Origin of the sequence: Asanoa ferruginea (genome assembly GCF_003387075.1) — a bacterium.
Lineage (GTDB): Bacteria > Actinomycetota > Actinomycetes > Mycobacteriales > Micromonosporaceae > Asanoa > Asanoa ferruginea.
In genome coordinates, this window is record NZ_QUMQ01000001.1 from 6,552,533 (window position 1) to 6,575,553 (window position 23,021).

Here is a 23,021-nt window from a genome sequence, read left to right on the forward strand (position 1 = left end):
CAAGGGTCAGGCCTCGCTGGAGGCCGCCCACATGTTGATGCCGGAGTCGGTGGCGTAGCGGTCGATCTCGGCCAGTTCCGCGTCGTCGAAGCCGGTGTTGTCGAGCGCCCCGAGCGTGTCGTCGAGTTGGGTGACGCTGCTCGCGCCGAGCAGGGTGGAGGTGATCCGCGGGTCGCGGCGGGTCCACGCGACGGCCAACTGGGGCAGCGTCTGGCCCCGGCGGGCGGCGATGTCGCGCAGTGCGCGTACCTTCGCGAGGTTTTCGTCGGTCAGCCACTCCGCCGGCAGCGAACCGTGCCGGGCCGCGCGCGAGGCGGTCGGCACGCCGTGCAGGTAGTGGTCGGTCAGCATCCCCTGCGCCAGCGGCGAGAACGCGACGCAGCCCATCCCTTCCTGGTCGAGCACGCCGAGCAGGTCACGTTCGATCCATCGATTGAACATCGAATAACTTGCCTGATGTACGAGCAGCGGCGTGCCCAACTCGCGGGCCAGCCGGGCCGCCTCGAAGGTGTGCGCCGCGGAGTAGGACGAGATGCCCACGTAGAGCGCCTTGCCCTGGCGGACGGCGGTGTCGAGCGCGCGCATCGTCTCGTCGATCGGGGTGCCGGCGTCGAACCGGTGCGAGTAGAAGATGTCGACGTAGTCCAGGCCGAGCCGGCGCAGGCTCTGGTCGAGGCTGGCGAGCAGATACTTGCGGGAACTGTCCACACCGTAGGGGCCGGGCCACATGTTGTAGCCGGCCTTGGTGGCCACCACGAGTTCGTCACGGTAGGGCCTGAGGTCGGTCGCCAGGATCCGGCCGAGCGTCTCCTCGGCGGCGCCGACCGGCGGCCCGTAGTTGTTGGCCACGTCGAGGCTGGTCACGCCCCGGTCGAAGGCCCGCCGCACGATCGCGCGGTGGGTCTCGAACGGGCGGTTCTCGCCGAAGTTCTGCCACAGCCCGAGGGAGACCGCCGGGAGCCGCAGGCCGCTGCGGCCGGTGTGCCGGTAGGGCATGGAGTCATACCGGTCAGCCGCCGGGACGTACGCCATCAGCCGACCGTATCGCCACCTCCGGGTGCAAATCTCACGATCTTGGTATTTCCCTCGGGGGCACCTGCTCCGGACCTTCAGAACGGCACCGTCCATCGTGGGAAGGAGCGGCGAATGCGCGTTCCAGGAGTCCCGTTCGTGCAGGGACGCAACAGTTTCACCGATGCCGATGGGAAGCACTTCGGCATCGCCATCCACAACACCTCGAACGCGAATCTCGCCTCGGCGGAGGACGAGGCGGACTTCGCCACCCGACGCACCGACGGGATCAGCGCGCACTTCTACTGCGACAAGAACTCGATCGTGCAGTCGCTCGACACGAACGCCCGCGCCGGGCACGCCGGGTCGACGGAAGGCAACCAGAACTCGATCGCGGTCGAGATCACCGGGCAGAACTCGTTCAGCCGGCAGCGCTGGCTCGACTCGGTCGCCTGGGACAAGCTGGCCAGCACGCTCGCGTTCGTCATCCGCAACGACCCGGACTACGCGGGCTTCAAGGTCCGCCGGGCGACGGTCGCCGAGATGCGTGACAACCCGAAGATCAAGGCCTTCTACGGCCACGACGACATGCGCCGCGCCTTCGGCGGCACCACACACACCGACCCGGGACCGAACTTCCCGTGGGACCACCTGATCGCGGTCGTCAAGGCCGCGGTCGACGAGCAGGAGGACGACATGTTCAGCGACAACGACCGCAACGCCCTGACCAGCGCGAACTTCCGGGCGATGGGGGTCTACGCGGACCTCGACGAGATCACCTACCGGACGGTCAACGGCGCCAGCCGGACCGAGCCCAACAAGGCCAAGGTGGCCCGGCTGGCGCTCGAGCGCAAGGTCGCCGAGCTGGCCGCCCGCCCGCAGCTCGACATCGAGGAGCTCGCCGAGGCGATCGCGAAGCGGATCAACGGCCACTGACCGGCCGGTTCCGTGGTGGATCAGTAGCCGGCACGGATGCCGGACCGTGCCGCTGACAAGCAGGCTCCAGGCATGTCCTCACAAGTGGCGCAGCGCCGCACCGGGCCGGCACCCGGTGCGGGTCAACCGCGCGACGTCGACGCCCTTCGCGGGTTCGCGTTGTTCGGCATGCTGGTGGTCACCATTTCGTCCTTCGGTGCCCCGCACGTGGTCGTGGTGCTGTTCGTCGAGCTGACGTTCCTCCTGCTGTTCGCGTTCCTGCTCGGATACAGCGGCGGCGGACGGGTGCGGCACCTGATCCGGCCACGCACGGCGCTGATCCTGGCCGGCGGCCTGATCGCCGCGGTGGCGGCGATGGTCGGCGCGTTGTCGTTCGCCGACGGGCCGACCCCGCTGCCCGGGCCGGTGCGGGTGCAGGTCCCGCTCGCCCTCGCCCTGTTCCTGGTCGGGCTCGCCGCCGGTGGGCGGCGGCTGCTGGCACACGCCCGGCTGCTGTCCCTGGCCCAGGTGATCGGCTTCCGGGTCGGCGTGGCCGGCGCGGTCGCGAGTGCGCTGCTCAGCCCCCTGCCGGCTCTCGCGCTGACTGTCCCGACGGCCCTGTTCCTCGCGGCCGCGTGCGGCGCCACCCTGCTCCGGTTTTTCCGGACCGCCGCTGGCGCCGGCCTGGCCGACGCTCTCGCGCCTGCGGGGCGGATGGCGCTGAGCAACTATCTCGGCCAGTCGGTGGTGCTCGCCCTGCTGTTCACCGGTTTCAGTCTCGGCACGCTGCTGTCGACCCTGGTCGGGGGCGGGTTGTTCGCAGGACAGATCGTGGTCAGCGCCTGGTGGCTCGGGCGGCACTCCTGCGGTCCGGTGGAGTGGCTGCTACGACGGCCGCGCTGGGACGTCTAGCGCGGCTCGCACCGTCCGTGCTTCGGCTGCGCGGTCGGGGACCAACAGCAGGGTGGCGGCGTGCTCGAAGCGGGCGCCGAGCGCGGCGAACCGGTCGGCGGCGTCGCTCAGCGCGGCGGGTCGGTCGTGCAGCCGGCCGGCGGCGCGCGCGAGGCAGGCCGCCGCCCAGGCGTTTCCGGCGGTTTCGGTGGCCGCCGCGTCGAGCAGGTCGGCGGCGTCCGGCAGGCCGGCCACGACTGCGAGTTCCGCGCCGGACGCGACCGCATAGGAACGGTGCCAGGGACCCTGCGCGCCGAACGCCCGCTCGACCTGCCCGCGCGCGTCGGCGTGGTCGCCGCGGTGCACGGCCGTGCGTACGTCGGCGAACACGCTGGTCGCCAGCCGCATGCCGGCCACGTCGGGCACCCGGGCGACATCGGCCACGCGCGAGCGCCAGAGCCGGAAACCGGCGTCGTCGTCTTGCAGCCCGCAGGCGAGGGCGGTGAGCGCGACCGTCTGGGCCAACCAACCGGCGGCCGGGCGGCCGGCCCGCTGCCAGCCTTCCCAGGCGATCTGACCGCAGCGCAGCGCCTCGGTCAGGTCACCGGTCAGCACCAGCGGCGCGACCTGCGAGGCGATCGACGAGTAGGAGTCGTTGCCGACCAGGTCGTCGTCGCGCAACGCCCGCGCCGCGGCGGTCAGCGCGTGCAGGTCGCCCGCCGCGAACTCGTCGCCCATCGCCGAGATCAGCATGTCGGCGATCTCGGGCCCGGCCGCGGGCTGGGCGCGGTCGACGGTGGCGAGCAGGGCGCGGCGCTCGGCACTGTGCGCTCGCGCGTCGGCGAATCGGCGCGCGTCGACCGCGGCCGTGCGCAGCGCGTCGAGCGCGGCGCTCAGCACGACCGGGTCGCCGGCGGCCCGGGCGGCGGCGACGGCCGCGTCGGCCAGGGCCGGGTCGATGGTGTCGTCGGTGGCGGCCGTCCACACCTCGGCGACGGCCAGCCTCGCCGCGACCAGCGGGTTGGCGGGGTCACCGGCCTCGGCGGCGGCGCGCATGATCGCGCGGACCCGCTCGGCGGGCACCGACTCGGAGAACATCGCCGGATGGCGGTGGACCATCTCGGCCGCCTGGGCGAGCGCGATGGCGCGGGCGTCACCGTCGCCGGCCGCGGCGGCCCGCTCGGCGGCGGCCAGCAGGAGGTCGAAGGTCTGCGTGCCGGGTGCCCGGCTCATCCGCACCGCGGCGGCGGCATCGAGCAGGTCGTCCATGGCAGCGCGCGGTGTCGGCGCGAGCCGCGCGGCCTCCTGGTAGTGCCGCGCCGACTCGATCACATGCCGGCGCGCGTAGCAGAGATGGCCGAGCGAGCGCGCAAGCGCGTGCGCGCTGGACCGTCGGCGACGCAGCTCGCCGCCGAGTGCGCGACGGGGGCCCGCGATCGGCGCAACGCGGAGGTCGTCGGCGACCGCGTCGAAGTGCGGGCCTTCTTGCGGGCCGGGGGCGGAGTCGGCCGGGGCGGCGCGGAGGTCGTCGGTGACCGCGTCGAGGCGCGGGCCTTCTTCCGGGCCGCGGGCGGAGTCGCGCAGGTCGTCGGCGACCGCGTCGAAGCGCGGGCCTTCTTCCGGGCCGGGGGCGGAGTCGGCCAGGGCGGCGCGGAGGTCGTCGGCGACGGCGTCGAGGCGCGGGCCTTCTTCCGGGCCGCGGGCGGAGTCGGCCAGGGCGGCGCGCAGGTCGTCGGCGACCGCGTCGAAGTCGGCGCACCACTCGTCGCCGTGTAGGCGGTCTTCCAGGGCGCGGGCCGTGTCGGTGGCCCACGCCAGGTGGCGGTCGCGGACCGTGCCGGCCTCCGGTGCGGTGCGCAGATGGTCGAGGGCGAACGCGCGGACGGTGCCGAGCAGCCGCCAGCGGTCGCGCTGGAAGACCACCAGACTCTTGTCGACCAACCGGCCGAGCAGGTCGGCAACGACCGGGCGGCTGCCGGCCCCGGTCACCGCCGTCGCCGCGGTCAGGTCGAAGGCGCCGACGAACACGGCCAGGTCGCGGAAGAACCGGCGTTCCTCTTCGTCGAGCAGGTCGTGGCTCCAGCCGAGCACCGCGCGCAGCGAACGGTGCCGGGCGTCGGCGCCCCGGCCGCCGACCAGTGCCCGCAGGTGGTCGTCGAGCGCCGCGAGCAGGCCGCCGGCGCCGAGGGCGGCGGTGCGAGCCGCCGCGAGTTCGATCGCCAGCGGGATGCCGTCGAGGCGGGCGCACAGTGCGGAGATCACGCTGGGTTCGGCGGCGAAGCCGGGGTCGGCGGCGCGGGCCCGGTCGTGGAATAGCAACTCCGCGTCGGAGGCCAGCGGCAGCGGCGGAACCGCCACCGTGTGCTCGCCGGGCACCCCGAGCCGTTCGCGGCTGGTCGCCAGCACGGTCGTGTCGGGGCAGGCGGTGAGCACCCGTTCGACGAAGCCGGCCGCGGCGTCGACCACGTGCTCGCAGTTGTCGAGCACGAGCAGCGACCGGCCGCGACCGAGCCGCTCGACGACCGCCTCCTCCAAGGGCTGGTGTGGCCCCTCGATGACGCCGAGTGCGGTCGCGGCGGCCCGGGCCACGCCGCCCTCCCGGACCGGGACCAGATCGACGAACGCGCCGCCGGCCGGGAAGCCAGGCCCGGCCGCCTCGGCTATCACGCTGGCCAGCCGGGTCTTGCCCACGCCGCCGGGGCCGGTCAGGGTCACCAGCCGGCCGGCCGCCAGGCCGGCGAGCACGGCGTCGCGCTCGACGGCCCGGCCGACGAAGCTGGTGCGCGGCGCCGGCAACTGGGCCACCACGCCCGGGCGCCCTGGCCGGTCGGCCAGCGCGGCGAGGGCCTGGCGGTCGGCCACGCCGTATTTGCGGAGCAGTGACGAGACGTGACTTTCGGCGGTGCGGACCGAGATGTGCAGGCGGTTGGCTATCTGCACATTGGACAGACCGGCGCCGACGAGGCCGAGAACCTCGGTTTCGCGTTGGGACGCGATACCCCGCTGTGCGACCGTCACGCTTCCATCATGGCCAACACGGCGGAGAAACGGCAGCCCGCGGCGTCACTCGGCGGGCGTGAACTGTGCCTCGGCCATCTGCCGGCCGGCGGCGATCTCGTCGGCCGGTGCGGTGCCGGACGCCTCGACCACGGCCACCCAGGCGTCGATCGAGCCGCGGGAGAACTCGCGTACCTCGGGCGAGTTGGCGGCCGCGATCGGGTCGTCGACGACCTCACCCTGGAGGAACAGCGCGAGGCCGAGCAGCGCGCCGTCCCAGCCGGGGCCGACGAAGAGGGCGCCGGCCTCGCTGCGGGCCATCTCGATCGGCACGGTGTGGGTGAGCTGAAGGTCGGTGGCCTCGTCGCCGCCGGGGGAGAGGAGCACCTCGACCACGCTGGTCGGGCCGCCGAAGGTCACGGTGAACGTGCGGGGTGGCTCGCAGGTGCGGATCTCGCCGCCGGCGTTGCCCTCGAGTTGGAAGCTGCCGCCGGCGCGCAGGTCGCCGCTGAGCGGGTAGAACCAGCGCTTGACCCGGTCGGGGTCGGTCAGCGCGTCCCACACGTCGGCGACCGGCGCCCGGTAGGTCCGGCGGAGCACCACGCGAACCTCCTCGCCGCCGCCCTCGGCCGGTCCGGTGCCGACCGCGCGGTGGATCGCCGCGAGGTGCTGGGCGATGTCGATCATCGGGCTGTCCCTTCCGTCGGTGGCGGGCCGATGCCCGCCGGTGCCGCACGACAGTCTGACAGCTTCGGCTTATATAAGTCCAGGGTTAGAGTTGGGCGGGGGTGGTGCGGAACACCACCCCCGCCCAGCGTCCGTTACGGGGTTGTGCCGGGGAAGAGGACGACCTGATCGCTGCCGCTCTCACCGCTGGCGTCGGTGTAGGTCGCCACGAACACCGCTGCCAGGTCGTCGCCTGGGCCGTGTCCGGGTGCCGACGTGGTGATGGTGCCGGTGCACCCGGTCGCCGCGGTGATCGGGTGGCCGTGCTCGTCGTGCCCGAGGATGTAGTTGACGATGACCCGGGAGCAGTCGGTCGGCTGGTCGTCGATCACGTTCACCTGGAAGGTGACCGTGTCACCGAACTCGAACGGCTGGCCCTCGACCGGCGCCACCAACTCGACGACCGGTGCCCGCGGCCCGACCAGGAACGGCAGCTCTGCCGACGCCGACCGGCCGGTGCTGTCGGTGACCTTCAGGGTGACCCGGTAGTTGCCGTTCGCGGTGAACGTGTGCGTGGGGTTCGGCGCGGTCGAGTCGACCGTGCCGTTGGCGTCGAAGTCCCACGCGTACCGCAGCGGGTCGCCGTCGGGGTCTGTCGTGCCGGCGCTGGAGAACGCGACGGTCAGCGGTGCCACGCCGGCCAGCGGGTCGGCGCCGATCTTCGGGATCGGCGTGCGGTTGCCGCGCACGAAGTCGAAGCGGGAGAGCTGCGCGTCGGGGTTCTCGGCGAAGTAGCCGTCGCCGTATTCCAGGACGTAGAGCGCGCCGTCGGGGGCCGAACTCCATGTCCATCGGGTTGTCGACCACCAGCGACGGCAGCACCGGCCGGATGTCGGCGACGTCACCGTGCCGGTCGAGGCGGAACTCCTTGATGTAGTCGCGGGTCCACTCGTAGAACAGCGGCACACCGTCGTAATAGGACGGCCACCTGGTCCGCGAGTTGCTGCGCTTGTCATAGTCGTAGGCCGGCCCGCCCATCGGGCCGATGCCGCCGGTGCCCAACCCGGGGAACTCGGCCGACTCGCCGTAGGAGTAGGCCACCTCGGGCTCCTCGACCGGTGGCAGCCGGGTCAGGCCGGTGTTGTGTGGCGAGTTGTTGACCGGGTGGTCGCAGTCGAACGGCGCGCCCGACACACCCGTGGCGAAGTCGTAGTCCACATAGGGCAGATCTGGGGTGGCGCAGTAGGGCCAGCCGTAGTTGGCCGGCTTGTCGACCCGCATCCAGCGACCCTGGCCGGCCGGCCCGCGCTCCGGGTTGGCCTCGCCCGCGTCCGGCGAATAGTCGCCGAGGTAGACGTCGTCGGTGCGCCGGTCGACCGCGAACCGGAACGGGTTGCGCAGCCCCATCGCGTAGATCTCGGGACGGGTCTTCGCCGTGCCCGGCTTGAAGAGGTTGCCCGGCGGGATCGTGTAGCCGCCGCCCGGCTTGACCCGGATGCGCAGCAGCTTGCCACGCAGGTCGTTGGTGTTTGCGGCGGTGCGCTGGGCGTCGAACGCGGGGTTGCGGTTGGCCCGCTCGTCGATCGGCACATAGCCGTCGGAGAAGAACGGGTTGCTGTCGTCGCCGGTGGACAGGTAGAGGTTGCCCCGGCTGTCGAAGTCGATCTGGCCACCCACGTGGCAGCAGATGCCCCGGTCGGTGGCCACGTCGATGATCTTCTGCTCGGTGTTGAGCTTGAGCGTGTTGCCGTCCAACTTGAACCGCGACAACCGCAGATTTCCCTTGTACGGCGCGAAGTCGGCCGCCGTGCCCTCGAACGGTGCGTCGCCCTCGTTGACGTCGGGGGTGGCCGGATCGTCGGTGGGCGTGTTCAGCGGCGGTGAATAGTAGAGGTAGACCCACTTGTTGCGGGCGAAGTCAGGGTCGATCGCGATGCCCTGGAGGCCCTCTTCGTCGTGCTCGTAGACCGGCACGTCGGCGGCCAGGATGTTGCGGCCGGACCGCGGGTCGTGGATCCGCACCTCGCCGGTGCGGGCGGTGTGCAGCACCCGGTTGTCGGGCAGCACGGCGAGGCTGATCGGCTCGCCGGGGAAGTCGTCGAGCGTCACCTTCTGGAAGTTGCTGTCGGCGGGTGGCCCGCCGGGTGGTGCGGCGGCGGCCGGTGAAAGCGATATGCCGCCGCCGGTTATCGCCAGGAGCGGGGCGACGACCAGTGCGAGTCTTCTGGTTCTCATCGGGTGTTGACGCCTCCTTGCCGGGGTGGACAGACTTCACCCGGACCAGGGCAGCGTCAGGCGTTCGTCGCCGACACGAAGGCACGCCGCACGCACGGCCGATCACGGGTGACCAGGCGTTCGCCGGCTGGCGCCACGGGGCCGACGAGATGAGCATGGCGAGAACGGTCGCAACATGCCGGCGCGCGTCGTGCAGGCCCGTGCCAGGGGCCACCGCACCGACGGCGGCGAGGATCTCGCACAGCGTTGTGAGGTTCCGCATCCCCCCATCGATTGATCGGAACGTCTCGATCCTTCTGGCCACCCTACGCGTACGGTCGCGGCTTGAAAAGGCAGTTCAGCTGCGGCCGCTGCGTTCCAGCGCGGTCAACGTGGCGTACGTGACGGCGCCGTACACCAGATGGGGAATCAGGTCGCTGAGCCAGTCGGTGGTCGACCAGGTGCGCGGGTCGGAGACCCGGAGCCCGGCCAGCCCGGCGTCGGACAGGGCCATCGCGCCGAGCCCGGCCAGCGCGGCGCCGACCGGCAGCGGTGGCCGCCAGCCCAGCCCGTGCAGCACGCCGAAGGCGGCGCCCACGCCGATCCCGGTGAGCCCACCGGCCAGGCCGCCCAGCCCGTTCAACCGGTTCTTCCGCTTCGAGTTCTCGCCCGGCACGTCGACGTGCAGCTGCTTGACCAGCGCCGCCGCGGTCTCCGCCGGCACGTCGCTGGCCGGGCGCCCGCGTACGGCCATGTCGAGATAGGTGGTGGCATCGAGCGCCGCGCAGCCGGCGGCGCCGGCCGCGGCCCCCGAGGTCGCGGCGGACAGCATGCTCAGATCCATGGGTGCACCTCCGCCCGCCACATGCCCAGCGCCGCCGGCACCAAACGGCATTAGGGTTGCGGCGTGGGGCTACCGGCGGACGGGCACGTGCACAGCCAGTGGTCCTGGGACGCTCCTGATGGCGATATGGCCCGCACCTGCGCCCGCGCGGTCGAGCTCGGGCTGCCCGCGGTGGCGTTCACCGAGCACGTCGACCTCACCCCGTGGACGATGCCGGACGATCAGGTGCTGTTGGGCCGGCCGTTCGACGTCGCGGGCTACCGGGCGGCGCTCGACGAGTGCCGCGACCGCTATCCCACCCTGCGGATCCTGTCCGGTGTGGAGTTCAGCGAGCCGCACTGGCACGCCGCCGAACTGCGCGCGCTGCTGGCCGGCGGTTTCGACCGCGTGCTCGGCTCGGTGCACGCCCGCCCGGCCGGCGACGGACGCTTCCTGGAGATGAGCACCGCCTACGAGACTCTGCCGGCGGCCGAGGTGGTGCGCGACTATCTGGCCGAGGCAGCCCGGATGGTGGCCACCAACACCGACTTCGAGGTGCTGGCCCACCTCGACTACCCGCTGCGCTACTGGCCGGCGACGGCCGGGCCGGGTGACATCACCGCGTTCGAGCCGGAGTTTCGGGAGACGCTGGCGGCGGTGCACCGCAGCGGGCGCATCCTGGAGGTGAACACCCGCCAGGTGTTCCACGCCGACCTGCTCGACTGGTGGCGCGCGGCCGGTGGGCGCGCGGTGACGTTCGGCAGCGACGCACACGACCCGGACGCGCTCGCCCGCCAGTTCCGCGCGGCGGCCGATGCCGCCGCGGCACACGGGTTCCGCGCCGGCCCGGATCCGGTCGGCCCCTGGACACGGGAGTAGGACGATGAGTGACATCCCGAAGCCACCGGTCGGCGTCGACCTGTCGGCCCTGCGGCGCTGGTTGGTCGACCGGCGCGCCGACCTGCTCGCCGAGGTCGCCGAATACGTCTCCATCGAGACGCCGAGCGACAGCAAGCCGCACCTCGACCGGGGTCTGGACTGGGTGACCGGTCGGCTGGCCGCCGTCCTCGGCCCGGCCGAGGCCAGCGAGCGGTTCGCCGGCGGCGAGCACGGCGACACGCTGGTCGCCGACTTCGCCGGGACCGGCACCCGGCGGCTGCTGGTGTTGTGCCACTACGACACCGTGTGGGACGCCGGCACGCTGGCGGACTGGCCGTTCACGGTGGCCGACGGGATCGCGCGCGGGCCGGGCGTCTTCGACATGAAAGCCGGGCTGGTGCAGGCGCTCTGGGCGGTGCGCGCGCTGGACGCCGCCGGGCTGCCGCGGCCACCGCTGAGGTTCGTGCTCAACGGCGACGAGGAACTCGGCAGCATCAGCTCCCGACCGTTCCTGGAAGCGGCGGCCGACGGGGTCACCGCCGCGCTGGTGCTGGAGCCCGGCGTCGACGGCGCGCTGAAGACGGCCCGCAAGGGCATCGGCTTCTTCCAGGTCGACGTCACCGGCGTCGAGGCGCACGCGGGCCTCGACCCGGAGAAGGGCGCCAGCGCCATCGACGAGTTGGCCCGGATCGTGCTGGCCCTGCGCGCCCTGCACGACCTGCGCCGGGGCACCAGCGTCAACGTCGGCACGATCGCCGGCGGCACCCGAAACAACGTCATCGCCGGCCACGCCGTCGCCACCATCGACGTGCGGGTGACCGACCCGGCCGAGGCCGCGCGGGTCGACGCCGCGCTGGCCGGGCTCGCGCCCACCGACCCGCGGCTCGGCATCACGGTCAGTGGGGGCTGGAACAGGCCGCCCGATGCCGCGTACGCCAGGCATCGCCGCAATGTTCGATCTGGCCCGTGCCCTCGCGGCCGGCCTCGGTGAGGAGTTGGGCGAACGCGCCGTCGGTGGCGGCAGCGACGCCAACTTCCTCGCCGCGCTCGACGTGCCGCTGCTCGACGGCCTCGGCGCGGTCGGCTCCGGTGCGCACGCCCGCGACGAGCACATCGACATCGACGCCACGGTCGCGCGCGCCGCGCTGGTGGCCGGGCTCATCCACGCGTTCGCGGATCAGCCCGCCGCGTAGTCGTCCGGGTCGATGTCGACCCAGCGGCCGTCGGCGTGTTCGAGGCGGACCTCGGCGACCTCGATCCGGTGCAGGGTGTGGCCGCGGCCGACGTCGAGCAGGTCGTTGACCGGGTTGTGGTCGGCGAACTCGAGCACCGCGGCGCGGAGCATCGGGTCGGGCAGCCGCTTCGACCAACCCGAGATCCAGAGTTGCCCGCCGTCGGGCGTGGCGATGGCCAGGACCGTGGCTACGTCATAACCGTCCAGCGAGGTCAGTGCCCGGTCCACCGGGTCGCCGACGGCGGTCAGCAGCAGCGGCGCGCCGGTGCTGTCGAGGGCGTGCCGCACGGGGTAGGGACCCGCGCCGCCCGTCGCCCGGCGTGCGACCTGGACCGTGCCCGGGGTGTGCCCGGACGCCAGGGTGCGCACCAGCGCCACGAGAACGGTCGACTGCGTCATGAGTTGCCTCCCGGGGATGCGTCTGATGGTTAGGTTAGGCTAACCTCTCGTCGAATCCAACCTGTGGAGGCATGGTGAACCAATCGCGGCCGAAGGCGAAGCTCTCGCGGTCTCTCGGCATTCCGCTCACGCCGAAGTGCGTCAAGTACTTCGAGCGTCGGCCGTACCCGCCGGGAGTGCACGGTCGCGCCCGCCGCAAGGAGACCGACTACAAGGTCCGGCTGCTGGAGAAGCAGCGGCTGCGGCACCAGTACAACGTGAGTGAGACGCAGCTCCGGCGGGTCTTCGCCGAGGCGCACCGGGGGAGCGGCAAGACCGGCGAGCGGCTGGTCGTCGCGCTCGAGTGCCGGCTCGACGCGCTGGTGTTGCGGGCCGGCTTCGCCCGCACCATCTACCAGGCGCGGCAGGCCGTCGCGCACGGCCACGTCGCTGTCGACGGGCGCAAGGTCGACCGGCCGTCCTACCGCGTCGTGCCGTTCCAGACCATCGAGGTACGCGAGAAGAGCCGCGACAAGAGGCCGTTCCAGGTCGCCGCGGCCGGTGCGCACGTCGGCGCGCGGACCGCGCCCTACCTGTCGACCTCGATCGCCGAGCTGAAGACCACGCTGATCCGGCTGCCCGAGCGCGCCGAGATCCCGGTGCTCTGCGACGAGCAACTGGTCGTCGAGTTCTACAGCCGCTGACGGTAGGAGGCCGGCCCCGAACCCGGGGCCGGCCCCCGTTCAGCCGTTCGTCGGGTGGCAGCTCGTCGTCGGGTTGGCCGGGGTGCCGCTGGGGCACTTCACCCAGACCTTGACCGAGTCGACGCTGAACACCGACGGGAAGGTCTCCGCGTTCGGGTTGTTGTTGTTCGAGCCGCCGATCGCCAGGTTGATCAGCAACTGCGGGTCGGAACCCTGCCAGGTGAAGTTGGTGCCCTTCACCCACGTGTTGTCGACCCACTTCTCCACCTGGCCGTCGCGCCAGACCAGCGTGTAGGTGTGGTAGTCGGCCGCGAAGTCGAAGCCCGGGTGCCACACCCACTGGTTGGTCATGATGCTGTGGTAGTTGGAGCCGACGCCGGCGCCGTGGTCGTAGCCGGTCCAGTCGAAGCTGTTCTGGGTCGGCGTGTCGAAGATCTCCACCACGTCGATCTCCGACGAGGTGTTGGGCGCCTGCTTCGCGTAGAGCCAGAACGCCGGCCACGCGCCACTGCCCCGCGGCACCTTCGCCCGGACGGAGAACACATAGGTGCGGCCGTCCCGCGGATAGAACGTCTCCTTGGTGGTGATCTGGCCGCTGCTGATCCCTCCGTTGTAGACACCGCCGAGGTTCGGCTGCGCGGTCAGTTCCAGGTGGTCCGCGGCAATGCGATGGTTGGTCGAGTTGAACGGCTGGTAGCGCTGCCACTCGTTGTTGATGACCGCCGTGCCGGCGATGCCGTACGGGTTGAAGTTGGTCGCCAGGTTGCTGACATTGCGCCCGGAGCCGGTGCCGAACCGGTAGTCCCGCAGCAGCCCGAAGCCGGACAGGTCAGGACCGCCGGCCGGCGGGGGAGTGGTGCCGCCACCGACGAGTTCCCAGCGCTGGTTGCTGCCGCCGTTGCAGTCGTAGATCTGCACCACGGTGCCGGCCGCGGTGCCCTGCCCTTTGACATCGAGGCAACGGCCGGACGCCACGCCGCGGATGGTGCCGTCGCCTCCGACGGTCCACCGCTGGTTGTTGCCGCCGTGGCAGGCGTACGTGATGACGGGTGTGCCGTTCGCGGTCAGTTCGCCTTTGACGTCGAGGCATTGGCCGTTGATCGTGATCTGGCCGGCGTCGGTCGTCGACCACTGCTGTGCGGCACAGTTCTGAATGGTGGCGCTGGCGGTGCTGCTGGCCGACGGGGTCAGGCAGCGGCCGGAGCCGGTGCCGCGGATCAGCACGTTGCTGACGGCGGCCGACGCCGGGCCGCTCGGCACGACGAGCAGCGCGCCGAGCAGAGCCACGGCGGCGATCACTCGGAGTTTGAGCACGGGACCTCCTGTTGAGGACGGATCGACAGGGGTGCATGAACCGGTTCAAGCAGCACACTAGGCCATCTTCTGAACCGGTTCAAGAGGCGGTATTCTCCGTCCTCATGACGATCCGCGCCGACCTCTCCGACGGCTGGGTGCTGCGACTCGCCGAGCCGGACGCACCCGCGGTGCCGGCCACCGTGCGTGCCGCGCTCCCGATTCCCGCCACCGTGCCCGGCACCGTGCACACCGACCTGCTCGCCGCCGGCCTGATTCCCGACCCCTACCTCGACCGCAACGAGCTGACCCTGGACTGGATCGGCCGGGTGGCCTGGGTCTACGAGCGCGACCTGCCGGCCGCCGGCGACGGACCCGCCGACGCGGTGCTGGCGTTCGAGGGACTCGACACGGTCGCCACCGTCAGCGTCGACGGCACGGTCCTGGCCCGCGCCGAGAACATGCACCGCCGCTACGAGGTGCCGGTGCGGCTGCCGACGAGCGGCACCAGCCGGCTGGCCGTGCGCTTCGACTCCGCGTGGGAGTTCGGCGAGGCCGAGCGCGACCGGATCGGCGCCCTGCCCAACCAGTACCCGGCGCCGTTCAACTTCCTCCGCAAGATGGCCTGCAACTTCGGCTGGGACTGGGGACCGACGCTGGTCACCGCCGGCATCTGGCGCCCGGTCACGCTGATCCGGGCGACCGGGCCGCGGATCAGCGAGGTGCGCCCGCGGGTCACGGTGGAAGGTCGCCGTGGTGTCGCCACGTTCGACGTCACGCTGGCCGCACCGGCGCGGGAGGCCATCGAGCTCACCGCAACCGTCGGCGAGGCCGTGGCGACGATCGGCATGGGGCCCGGCACGACCAGCGCGACGGTGACGGTCACCGTCGACGACCCCGACCTCTGGTGGCCCCGCGGCCTCGGACCGCAGCCCCTCTACGCCGCCACCGTCCGGGTGCCCGGCGACGAATGGCAGGCCCGGATCGGCTTCCGCACCGTCCGCCTGGACACCGAGGAAGACCCCGAGGGCACCCCGTTCACCCTGATCGTCAACGGCCTCCCGGTGCCGGTGCGCGGCGCCAACTGGATCCCCGACGACTGCTTCCCGACCCGGGTCACGCCGGAGCGCCTGCACACCCGGATCGACCAGGCCGTCGACGCCGGCATCAACCTGCTGCGGATCTGGGGCGGCGGGGTCTACGAGAGCCACGAGTTCTACGCCGCCTGCGACGAGCGTGGCGTGCTGGTGTGGCAGGACTTCCTCTTCGCCTGCGCCGCCTACCCCGAAGACGAGCGGCTGGCCGCCGAGGTCGACGCCGAGGCCCGCGACAACGTGGCCCGGCTGATGCCGCACCCGAGCCTGGTGCTCTGGAACGGCAACAACGAAAACATCTGGGGCTGGTTCGACTGGGACTGGCGGGACAGCGTCGGCGACCGCACCTGGGGCCTTGGCTACTACCTCGACGTGTTGCCGCGCGCGGTGCGGGAGACCGACCCGACCCGCCCCTACTGGCCGGGCAGCCCCTACTCGGGCTCGATGGAGCGGCACCCCAACGACCAGGACCACGGCCCGATGCACGTCTGGGACGTCTGGAACACCGCCGACTACACCGTCTACCGCGACTACCGCCCACGGTTCGTCGCCGAGTTCGGCTGGCAGGCGCCGCCCACCTGGTCGACTCTGACCGAGGCGCTGCACGACGACCCGCTGACCCCGACCTCGCCGGGGATGCTGCACCACCAGAAGGCGACCGACGGCAACGGCAAGCTCGAACGCGGCCTCGCGCCGCACTTCCCGGTGCCCACCGACCTCACCGACTGGCACTTCGCCACTCAGCTCAACCAGGCCCGCGCGGTTGGCCTCGGCATCCGTCACTACCGGTCGCTGCGGCCGCGCTGCTCCGGCACGATCGTCTGGCAGCTCAACGACTGCTGGCCGGTCACCTCCTGGGCCGCGGTCGACGGTCAAGGACGCAAGAAGCCCATGTGGTACGCGCTCCGCGCGGCACACGCCGAACGGCTGCTGACGATCGAACCGCGCGGCGACGGGCTGGCCCTGGTCGCCGTCAACGACACCCCGGCGGCCTGGCGCGGCCCGGTCACCGTGCGCCGGCTCTCGTTCGACGGTGCCGTGCTGGCCGAGCACCGCACCCGGTTCGCGGCCGACCGGGTCGGCGCGGTCACCATGCCGCTGCCGGGCGAGCTGACCGCGCCCGCCGGTGCCGAGTTCCTCGTCGCCGACGCGGAGAGCGGCGAACGCGCCCTGTGGTTCTTCGCCGAGGACCGCGACCTGCCCTACCAGCCGGCCGACCTCGACGCGCAGGCCACCCGCGACGGTGCCGACGTCGTGCTCACGCTGACCGCCCGCAGCCTCGTGCGTGACCTGTGCGTTTTCGCGGACCGGATCGACCCGGCGGCCGAGGCCGACGACTGCCTGGTTACCCTGCTGCCCGGCGAGCGGCAGACGCTACGCGTGCGCGGCGTGCCGCCGGGCCGGGAGGGCGAGCTGTTGGCCGGCCCGGTGCTGCGCACCGCCAACGACCTCGTCGCGGGAGGCTGAGATGGGCGAGACGATCCTGTTCATCGGGGACAGCATCACCGACTGCGGGCGCGTCGACGACCCGCTGGGCCTCGGCGGCGGCTACGTCGACGAGGTGGCATCCCGGTTGCGCGACCGTGGCGCCGGCGCGACCGTGCGCAACACCGGCATCAGCGGCAACCGGGTCGCCCACCTCCAGGAGCGCTGGCAGGCCGACGCGCTCGACCACGCGCCGACCGTGCTGTCCGTCTACATCGGAGTCAACGACACCCTGGTGGCCTTCTTCGAGGGCCAGGCGACCCCGGCGGAGCTGTTCGAGGAGCGCTACACCGACGTGCTGGAGCGGGCCGTCGCGGCCGGCGTACCCCGGATCATGCTGGTCGAGCCGTTCTTCATCGACACCGATCGGGCAGACGCGCCGTGGCAGCGGGGCAACGCGTTCGCCCGGGCCGACCTCGACCGCAAGCGGCCGATTGTCCGGGCGCTCGCCGACCGCTTCGGCGCCACCTTCGTCCCGCTCCAGGCCGCGATGGACGCGGCGGCGGTGGAACGGAGCCGGGGTGTCGTGGCGCCGGACGGGGTGCACCCGTCGGCGTTCGGTCACCGGTTGATCGCCGGCCGCTGGCTGGACGCCTACGACGCGCTGACCGCGCCCGGTAGCTGACGGTTCGGCGCTTCCTGCACGGGTGCAGAGCAAGGCTGCTCTGCACCCCGGTGGGAAGCGGGCGTGGCGAACCAGGCCGAGGCGAAGCCGTCGAGCCGCTCCGTGCGGCCGTCGGGAAGGGTGAACGCGACGGGGTCCGGTCCGGTGTTGGCCACCGCGACCGCGACCCCGTCGGCGTCCCGCACGGCCAGCGCGGCGAGTGGCGGTGGCGCCGAGACGGCCAGCACGTCGCCACCGCACAGCGCGGCCAGCCGGGCCACCGCCCGCGCGGCGGGTGAGTCCGCCGGCAGCCGGGCGTCGAGATAGGCCAGCGCGTCGACGCCGGCCGGGACCGCCCGGGCCGCGCTGGCCAGCACCCAGGTGGCGGCCAGCGGGCCGAGCAGCCGGGCCGGGAGCGGGCCGGGCGGCGGCTCCGGCGCATAGTCGCCCGCGCCGTCGCGCCAGTCGCCGGCCACGTCGAGGAAGCTGGCCGGGGCGAGCCGCACCGGCAGCCCGGTCGCGCGAGCCTGCTCGACCAGGTCGCCGTGGATGGCGGTGGCCTCCAGCACCGAGTCGTCGTCGGCCGCGTGCACCGCGCCGTTGACCGGCAACTCGATCGAGTCGTAGCCGGCCAGCGCGGGCGGGATCGCGATCAGCTCGTGGAAGCCGGCGTGCGGCCGGTAGGACCGCGGCGAGAGCCGTCCGGCGTAGAGGCCGATCGGCGGCAGCACGCCCAGCTTCGCACCGAGCCGGATCGCGGTGCCCGGCTCGCCGTCGGTGCGGCGCAGCAACGGTGGCGTCGCCCGGACCCGGATCCGCTGCGCGAACCGGTCACCGGCCGCGGCGACCGGTTCGGCGGACGGCGGCACCGAGTAGGCCTTGTAGGAGGCGTCCGTCCAGTTGCGCTGGTCTTCGAACTCGAACCGCTCGCCCGCGAACCGGAACTCGACCCGGGTTCCGCCGGGAAGCGTGCCCTCCACGCGCTCGAACGGCCGGTGGAACCGCACCGCCGCCAGGTCGCGGTGGTCCCGGGTGACCATGCGGGTGGGGAACTCGAACCCGGTCGGCGTGCCGTCGAGCCAGGAGGCAGCGGGCCGACCGCGGTAGACCGCCGACGGGAAGAGCACGCAGAAGCCGATCCGGGCGTAGTCGAACCCGCCCCGCGCCGTCGCCTCGAACTCGGCCGACAGCTCGTCGCCGTCGGCGGCGTAGCGCAGCACGACCTCCAACGGATGCGACGGCCACCCCGTGCTGGCCGTCGCCTCGAAATGGAACCCGGTCAGCGTCTGCGTGTGCCGTCCGGTGTGGACTGTCAGCGGAACGGTTCGCCAGAACCGGTCCCGGACCGCGAAGTAGATCCGGGACACCACCTCGTCGCCGGCGTGGCTGACCGAGCGCAGGTCGAGCCCGTCTCCCCGGTCGGCCCGCGTCGTGAACCGCGCCACTCTCAGCCTTTCAGCGCGCCCTGGACGAGCGCGTTCTCCATGCGGCGGTTGAGCACCGCGTAGACGAGGAACACCGGCAGCACCGAGATGAGGGTGCCGGCGCAGACCAGGGCGTAGTCGGTGATCCCCTGGTTGCCCTGCAGTGTTGGCAGCGCGACCTGGAGCGTGCGGACCTTCGCGTTCGGGCCGACGATGACCAGGGTGTAGAGGTAGTCGTTCCAGAAGGAGATGAAGTTGAGAATCGAGATGGTGGCGATGCCGGGCATGGTCAGCGGCAGGTAGATGCTGCGCAGCACCCGGAACCGGCCGGCACCGTCGATGGTGGCGCTCTCCTCGAGTTCCTGCGGAACGGTGCGCATGAACTGGGTCAGCAGGATCACCGCGAGCGGTTGGGCCGACGCCGGCAGGTAAAGGATCATGAACTCCCGGGTGTGGAACATGCCGAGCTGGATGGCCAGCAGCAGGGTCGGCACCAGCGCGGCGAAACCGGGGATCAGGAAGCCCATCGCGTAGATCCGCTCGAACAGCGTGGCGATCCGACCCTGCGACCGGGCCAGCGCATAGGCCGCGGGAATCGCGATGACCAGGGTCACCACCAGCGAGGCGGCCGTGATGTAGAGCGAGTTGACCATCGCGTCGCCCAGGTTGAGCAGGTCCCAGACCCGGGTCAGGTTGTCGAAGCCCGACGAGAACGTCGGCGCGAAGGGCGCGTCGACGGCGTCCAGCTGCGACTTGAAGGCCGAGATGAACAGCCAGTAAAGGGGCAGCACCAGGGTCAGCGCGTAGACCAGCACCAGCGCGTAGGAGCCGAGGAGCCCGGGCGTGAACCGGTTCGGGCCCTTGCGTCGGCGGCCGCGCGGTGCCGGAACCGCCGGCCGCGGCGCTCGATTGTCCACTGTGGTTGACGTCGCGACGGCCATCAGTACCTCGCCCGGAACACTCGACGGATGATGACGAGCCCGACGATGCCGAGCACGAAGAGCACGAGCCCGATCGTCTGGCTGTAGCCGACGTCGGGGGAGCGGAAACCGAACCGGTAGACCAGCCAGGAGAGCGTCGACGTCGACTCGCCCGGGCCGCCGCGGGTCAGCAGCAGGATCATGCCGGCGGAGCCGAACAGCGTCCACAGGTATTGCAGCATGGTCAGCACGCCGAAGTAGTCGCGCGCGATCGGGTAGGCGACCCGCCACATCTTCTGCCAGTGGTTGGCGCCGTCGAGCTCGGCGGCCGCGTAGATCTCGTTGTCGATCGCCGAGAGCCGTGCGGCGAACAGGATGCCGGTGAAACCGAGCCCGGACCAGATGGTGACCAGGATCAACGACGGCATCGCCCACGCCGGGTCGGCCAGCCAGGCGGTCGCGTGCTCGCCGAGGCCAACCTCGTCGAGCGCCGAGTTGACCAGGCCGGTCGGGCCGAGGACGGCGACGAAGAGCATGCCCATCGCGGACAACGAGATCAACGCGGGCACGAACATGATGACCCGCAGGATGCGGTGGCCGGGCAGCTTGAGATTGAGGAAGTAGCCGAGCATGAACGCCCCGACCATGATGATCGGGAGCGAGACGACCATGTGCACGGCCGTGTTCTTCAGCGCGGTGAGGATCCGCTCGTCGCCGAAGAGCCGGTCGAGGTTCTCGCCGCCGTTGAACGAGGCCGGCGCGGCCAGCCCGGCCCAGTCCATGAACGCGACCACGAACATGGCGACGAGCGGGCCGATGGTGAAGATGACGTACCAGATCACCGAGGGCAGGGCGAAGACGATCAGGCCCCGGTCGCGCGTTCGGCCGCGCTTCCTGCCGCCACCGGGACGGGCGACGACGGGGGTATCTAGGACGGCGGTCATGTAACGCCTCCCGGGTCAGGGGTGAGCGGACCGCCCGGCGCACGCGCCGGGCGGTCCGGACGATCACTTCTGGTAGAGCTTGTCGAGCGTCTTGCAGAACTCGGCGCCGGTCTGGCCCTTCTTGCCGAGGAACTCGCTGCCGGCCGGCGTGTAGTCGGTGCCGGACGGGATGTAGTTGTCCGGCAGCAGCAGATAGTCGACCTTCGGGCTGACCTCGTTGCCCTTGACCACCAGCGGCTGCGTCGAGGTGACGCTGCCGAGGATGTCGTTCTTCACGCTCATGATCTGCGAGCCCTCGGACACCCAACCCTGCAGCGTCGGCTGGTCGTACATGAACTTGATGAACTTCTCCACCGAGGCGATCTTCTTCTCGCCGTTGGGGGAGAGGAAGAAGCCGTTGGAGTGGCCCTGGAACGCGGTCGGCTTGGTGTAGGCACCGCCCGGCGAAACCGGGAAACCGGCGAGTTCGGTCGCCGACGCGATGGCCGGCGGTGCCTCGGTGTAGCTCCACGAGCCGGACGGCATCATGGCCGCCTTGCCGGAGAAGTAGGCCGAGGTCATCTGGTCGGCGGTGTAACCCTGCACGTTGTCGACGAAGACGCCCGAGTCACGCAGCTTGCCGAGCAGGTCGAGCCCCTGGACAGCGCCGGGGCTGGCGCAGTAGCCGCCCTTGCTGAAGATCTGCTGTGCCTCGTCCGGCTTCACGAACTGCTGGACCATCCAGGTGATGAAGTTCTGCACGGGCCACTCGGCGCCGCCGAGCACCATCGGCGGGATCTTGGCCGCGCGCAGCTTGGTGGCCGCCGCGATCAGGTCGTCGACGGTCGCCGGCACCTGGGTCACCCCGGCCTGCTTGAGCAGGTCCATGTTGTACCAGATCGGCCAGTTGAAGCCGGTGTAAGGGAAGCCGGCGACGCCTTGGTCCTGAGTCCAGTACTTCAGTGCCTCCGGGACGACCTTGTCGGTCACGCCCCATTCGTCCATGTATTTCTTCACGTCGACGACCTGGCCCTGCGGCAACCAGTCGGTGGTGTCCGGGGTCAGGTTGAGGATGACGAGGTCGCGCTCCTCGTCGGCCAACTTCGAGGCCTCGTAGGTGTTGGCGATGTCGTTGGTGTTGGCTTCCTCCACGTCGACCTGGATGCCGGTCTGTGCGGTGAAGTCCTTTGCGATCTTGTTGAAGTGGTCACCGGTCGCGTTGCCGGTGGTGAACGACGACAGGATGGTCAGCGTCTGATTGTCGGTCTCAGCGGCGTCGTCGCCCGAACAGGCGGTCAGTGCCCCGGCCGCGATGGCCGCGGTCGTGAGCAAGGCCGCCAGACGCAACGGCGTCGAACTAAAACGAATCATGTGGACTCTCCTCGGTACGGCGAGCGAAGGGGAGTGGGGAGCGGGGTCCGGTGTCGCCTGAACCGGTTCAGAGAGATATTCGTCTCCAGCCACGCCGGGTGTCAAGGAAGAAGTTGCGCCCGCGTTGCAGAAAGATGTCAGGCGGACGCTGAACCGCTGGACTCGCGGGGCACGAACCGCGGGTTCGGCATCCACACCGGCTCGACGAACTCGCGGCCGCCGATCGCCTCGAGCAGCAGCTCAGCGGCCGCCTTGCCGTCTTCGAACGGATGCTGGGTGACCGTCGAGAGCGCCGGGTGCAGATACTGCGAGATGGTGATGTCGTCCCAACCCACGATCGAGATGTCGCCGGGCACCCGCAGGCCCCGGGAGAACGCCGCACTCATGCCGGCGACCGCCATCAGGTCGTTGGAGTAGACGATCGCCGTCGGCCGCGGGTCGGCGTCGAGCAGCGCGGCCGTGGCCGCACGCCCGCCAGCAGCGGTGTAGTCGCTCTCGATCCACGCTGACGCGTCGATCCCGTGCGCCTTGAACCGCTTCTGGTAGAGCTCGCGGCGCAGCCGCGCGGGCGCGCTCGCCTGCGGGCCGACCACCTGCGCGACCCGGCGGTGGCCGAGGTCGACCAGGTGCTGCACCACGTCGGTGATCGCCTGGCTCTCGTCGTAGACGAGAACGGGCATGGTGGTGCGCTGGGGTGGCCAGCCGAGGCTGACGAACGCCAGCCCGGCCTCGCGGACCAGCGCGAACCGCGGGTCGTCCTGGCGCAGGTCGACGATCACCATGCCGTCGACCCGGCCGTCGTGTGCCAGCCGCAGGTAGGCGTCACGTTCCGCCTCCGGGCTCTCGACCACCTCGGTGACCAGGGAATACTGCGAGGTCGACAGCACGCTCTGCAGACCGGCCATCAGGCTGGTGTAGTACTGGTCGCTGGCCAGCGCCTCGGGCGACTTCTCGAAGACCAGCCCGACGGCGTACGCCCGGGAGACGGACAGTGCGCGCGCCGGCAGGCTCGGGGTCCAGCCCATTTCCCGTGCGGTCGCGACGATCCGCGCGCGGGTCTCCTCGCGGACGCCCGGGCGGTTGTTGAGCGCATAGGACACCAGGGTCTTGCTGACCCCCGCGGCCGCCGCGACATCACTGATCCGGACGGTCCGTCGCCGGCCCGAGGCTTCCTTCATGGACGTTCACTCTCTCG

The 23,021-nt window shown here is 71.5% G+C and carries 20 protein-coding genes and 2 pseudogenes; 8 read left to right on the forward strand and 14 right to left on the reverse strand.

Features of this window, described 5'->3' with window-relative positions:
* Positions 1-6: 6 nt before the first annotated feature.
* Entirely contained in the window at positions 7-1,032 is a 1,026-nt protein-coding gene (locus DFJ67_RS30600) for an aldo/keto reductase (RefSeq protein ID WP_116071437.1), read from the reverse strand.
* 114 nt (positions 1,033-1,146) lie between these two features.
* On the opposite strand from DFJ67_RS30600, the gene DFJ67_RS30605 reads away from it, so the two are divergent.
* The gene (locus tag DFJ67_RS30605; protein WP_116071440.1) at positions 1,147-1,947 is read left to right on the forward strand and encodes a peptidoglycan recognition protein family protein; all 801 of its coding nucleotides are present in this window, start codon (positions 1,147-1,149) and stop codon (positions 1,945-1,947) included.
* A gap of 72 nt (positions 1,948-2,019) precedes the next feature.
* Complete coding sequence (locus DFJ67_RS30610) at positions 2,020-2,838, forward strand: DUF418 domain-containing protein (RefSeq protein WP_116071442.1); 819 nt, start codon at positions 2,020-2,022, stop codon at positions 2,836-2,838.
* Here the strand turns inward: DFJ67_RS30610 and DFJ67_RS30615 are convergent.
* The 6 genes and pseudogenes from DFJ67_RS30615 to DFJ67_RS30630 all read right to left on the reverse strand — a co-directional run bounded on the left by DFJ67_RS30615 (position 2,812) and on the right by DFJ67_RS30630 (position 9,538).
* Positions 2,812-5,835 carry a LuxR C-terminal-related transcriptional regulator gene (locus tag DFJ67_RS30615; protein WP_116071444.1) on the reverse strand — a complete coding sequence of 1,008 codons (3,024 nt, stop codon included), beginning with the start codon at positions 5,833-5,835 and terminating at the stop codon, positions 2,812-2,814. The genes DFJ67_RS30610 and DFJ67_RS30615 overlap by 27 nt on opposite strands.
* 45 nt (positions 5,836-5,880) lie before the next feature.
* Positions 5,881-6,501: an SRPBCC domain-containing protein gene (locus tag DFJ67_RS30620; RefSeq protein WP_116071446.1), complete on the reverse strand. Its 621-nt coding sequence runs from the start codon at positions 6,499-6,501 to the stop codon at positions 5,881-5,883.
* Positions 6,502-6,635: 134 nt separating this feature from the next.
* A complete protein-coding gene (locus DFJ67_RS44060) occupies positions 6,636-6,932 on the reverse strand; it encodes a hypothetical protein (RefSeq protein WP_244940470.1) in 297 nt (98 codons plus the stop codon).
* Between the two features lie 102 nt (positions 6,933-7,034).
* A pseudogene (locus DFJ67_RS44065) lies at positions 7,035-7,496 on the reverse strand (PKD domain-containing protein); the annotation flags it as partial.
* A 283-nt stretch (positions 7,497-7,779) separates the two neighbouring features.
* A pseudogene (locus DFJ67_RS44070) lies at positions 7,780-8,715 on the reverse strand (PQQ-dependent sugar dehydrogenase); the annotation flags it as partial.
* Positions 8,716-9,052: 337 nt separating this feature from the next.
* The gene (locus DFJ67_RS30630; RefSeq protein ID WP_239096989.1) at positions 9,053-9,538 is read right to left on the reverse strand and encodes a hypothetical protein; all 486 of its coding nucleotides are present in this window, start codon (positions 9,536-9,538) and stop codon (positions 9,053-9,055) included.
* A gap of 63 nt (positions 9,539-9,601) precedes the next feature.
* Here DFJ67_RS30630 and DFJ67_RS30635 point away from each other — a divergent pair, with 63 nt between their 5' ends.
* From DFJ67_RS30635 to DFJ67_RS43400, 3 genes are read left to right on the forward strand one after another with little or no spacing between them, the layout of a single operon-like run.
* On the forward strand, positions 9,602-10,396 hold the full coding sequence (locus tag DFJ67_RS30635; protein ID WP_203783169.1) for a PHP domain-containing protein: 795 nt from the start codon (positions 9,602-9,604) through the stop codon (positions 10,394-10,396).
* Between the two features lie 4 nt (positions 10,397-10,400).
* Positions 10,401-11,387: a M20/M25/M40 family metallo-hydrolase gene (locus tag DFJ67_RS30640; RefSeq protein ID WP_203783168.1), complete on the forward strand. Its 987-nt coding sequence runs from the start codon at positions 10,401-10,403 to the stop codon at positions 11,385-11,387.
* On the forward strand, positions 11,347-11,589 hold the full coding sequence (locus tag DFJ67_RS43400) for a M20/M25/M40 family metallo-hydrolase (RefSeq protein WP_203783167.1): 243 nt from the start codon (positions 11,347-11,349) through the stop codon (positions 11,587-11,589). Before DFJ67_RS30640 ends, DFJ67_RS43400 begins: the two co-directional genes overlap by 41 nt.
* Here the strand turns inward: DFJ67_RS43400 and DFJ67_RS30645 are convergent.
* Positions 11,574-12,029, reverse strand: coding sequence for a hypothetical protein (locus DFJ67_RS30645; protein ID WP_116071450.1), 456 nt, complete (start codon positions 12,027-12,029; stop codon positions 11,574-11,576). The two genes, DFJ67_RS43400 and DFJ67_RS30645, sit on opposite strands and share 16 nt — an antisense overlap.
* Before the next feature lie 74 nt (positions 12,030-12,103).
* On the opposite strand from DFJ67_RS30645, the gene rpsD reads away from it, so the two are divergent.
* The gene (gene rpsD / locus DFJ67_RS30650; protein WP_116076829.1) at positions 12,104-12,712 is read left to right on the forward strand and encodes a 30S ribosomal protein S4; all 609 of its coding nucleotides are present in this window, start codon (positions 12,104-12,106) and stop codon (positions 12,710-12,712) included.
* Positions 12,713-12,751: 39 nt separating this feature from the next.
* Here rpsD and DFJ67_RS30655 read toward each other — a convergent pair whose 3' ends face one another.
* Positions 12,752-14,026 carry an RICIN domain-containing protein gene (locus tag DFJ67_RS30655; RefSeq protein WP_116071452.1) on the reverse strand — a complete coding sequence of 425 codons (1,275 nt, stop codon included), beginning with the start codon at positions 14,024-14,026 and terminating at the stop codon, positions 12,752-12,754.
* Positions 14,027-14,130: 104 nt separating this feature from the next.
* Between DFJ67_RS30655 and DFJ67_RS30660 the strand changes: the two genes are divergently transcribed.
* Positions 14,131-16,566, forward strand: a complete 2,436-nt coding sequence (locus tag DFJ67_RS30660; protein ID WP_116071454.1) for a glycoside hydrolase family 2 protein — start codon at positions 14,131-14,133, stop codon at positions 16,564-16,566.
* A gap of 1 nt (position 16,567) precedes the next feature.
* Positions 16,568-17,209, forward strand: coding sequence for an SGNH/GDSL hydrolase family protein (locus tag DFJ67_RS30665; RefSeq protein WP_116071456.1), 642 nt, complete (start codon positions 16,568-16,570; stop codon positions 17,207-17,209).
* Here DFJ67_RS30665 and DFJ67_RS30670 read toward each other — a convergent pair.
* From DFJ67_RS30670 to DFJ67_RS30690, 5 genes are all read right to left on the reverse strand, one after another.
* Complete coding sequence (locus DFJ67_RS30670; protein ID WP_116071458.1) at positions 17,179-18,633, reverse strand: D-apionate lactonase family protein; 1,455 nt, start codon at positions 18,631-18,633, stop codon at positions 17,179-17,181. The two genes, DFJ67_RS30665 and DFJ67_RS30670, sit on opposite strands and share 31 nt — an antisense overlap.
* A 2-nt stretch (positions 18,634-18,635) precedes the next feature.
* Positions 18,636-19,529, reverse strand: coding sequence for a carbohydrate ABC transporter permease (locus DFJ67_RS30675; RefSeq protein WP_211333976.1), 894 nt, complete (start codon positions 19,527-19,529; stop codon positions 18,636-18,638).
* A gap of 23 nt (positions 19,530-19,552) precedes the next feature.
* Entirely contained in the window at positions 19,553-20,476 is a 924-nt protein-coding gene (locus DFJ67_RS30680; protein WP_116071462.1) for a carbohydrate ABC transporter permease, read from the reverse strand.
* 63 nt (positions 20,477-20,539) lie between these two features.
* Positions 20,540-21,826: an ABC transporter substrate-binding protein gene (locus DFJ67_RS30685; RefSeq protein WP_116071464.1), complete on the reverse strand. Its 1,287-nt coding sequence runs from the start codon at positions 21,824-21,826 to the stop codon at positions 20,540-20,542.
* A 137-nt stretch (positions 21,827-21,963) separates the two neighbouring features.
* Positions 21,964-23,004 carry a LacI family DNA-binding transcriptional regulator gene (locus tag DFJ67_RS30690; protein ID WP_116071466.1) on the reverse strand — a complete coding sequence of 347 codons (1,041 nt, stop codon included), beginning with the start codon at positions 23,002-23,004 and terminating at the stop codon, positions 21,964-21,966.
* Positions 23,005-23,021 lie beyond the last annotated feature (17 nt).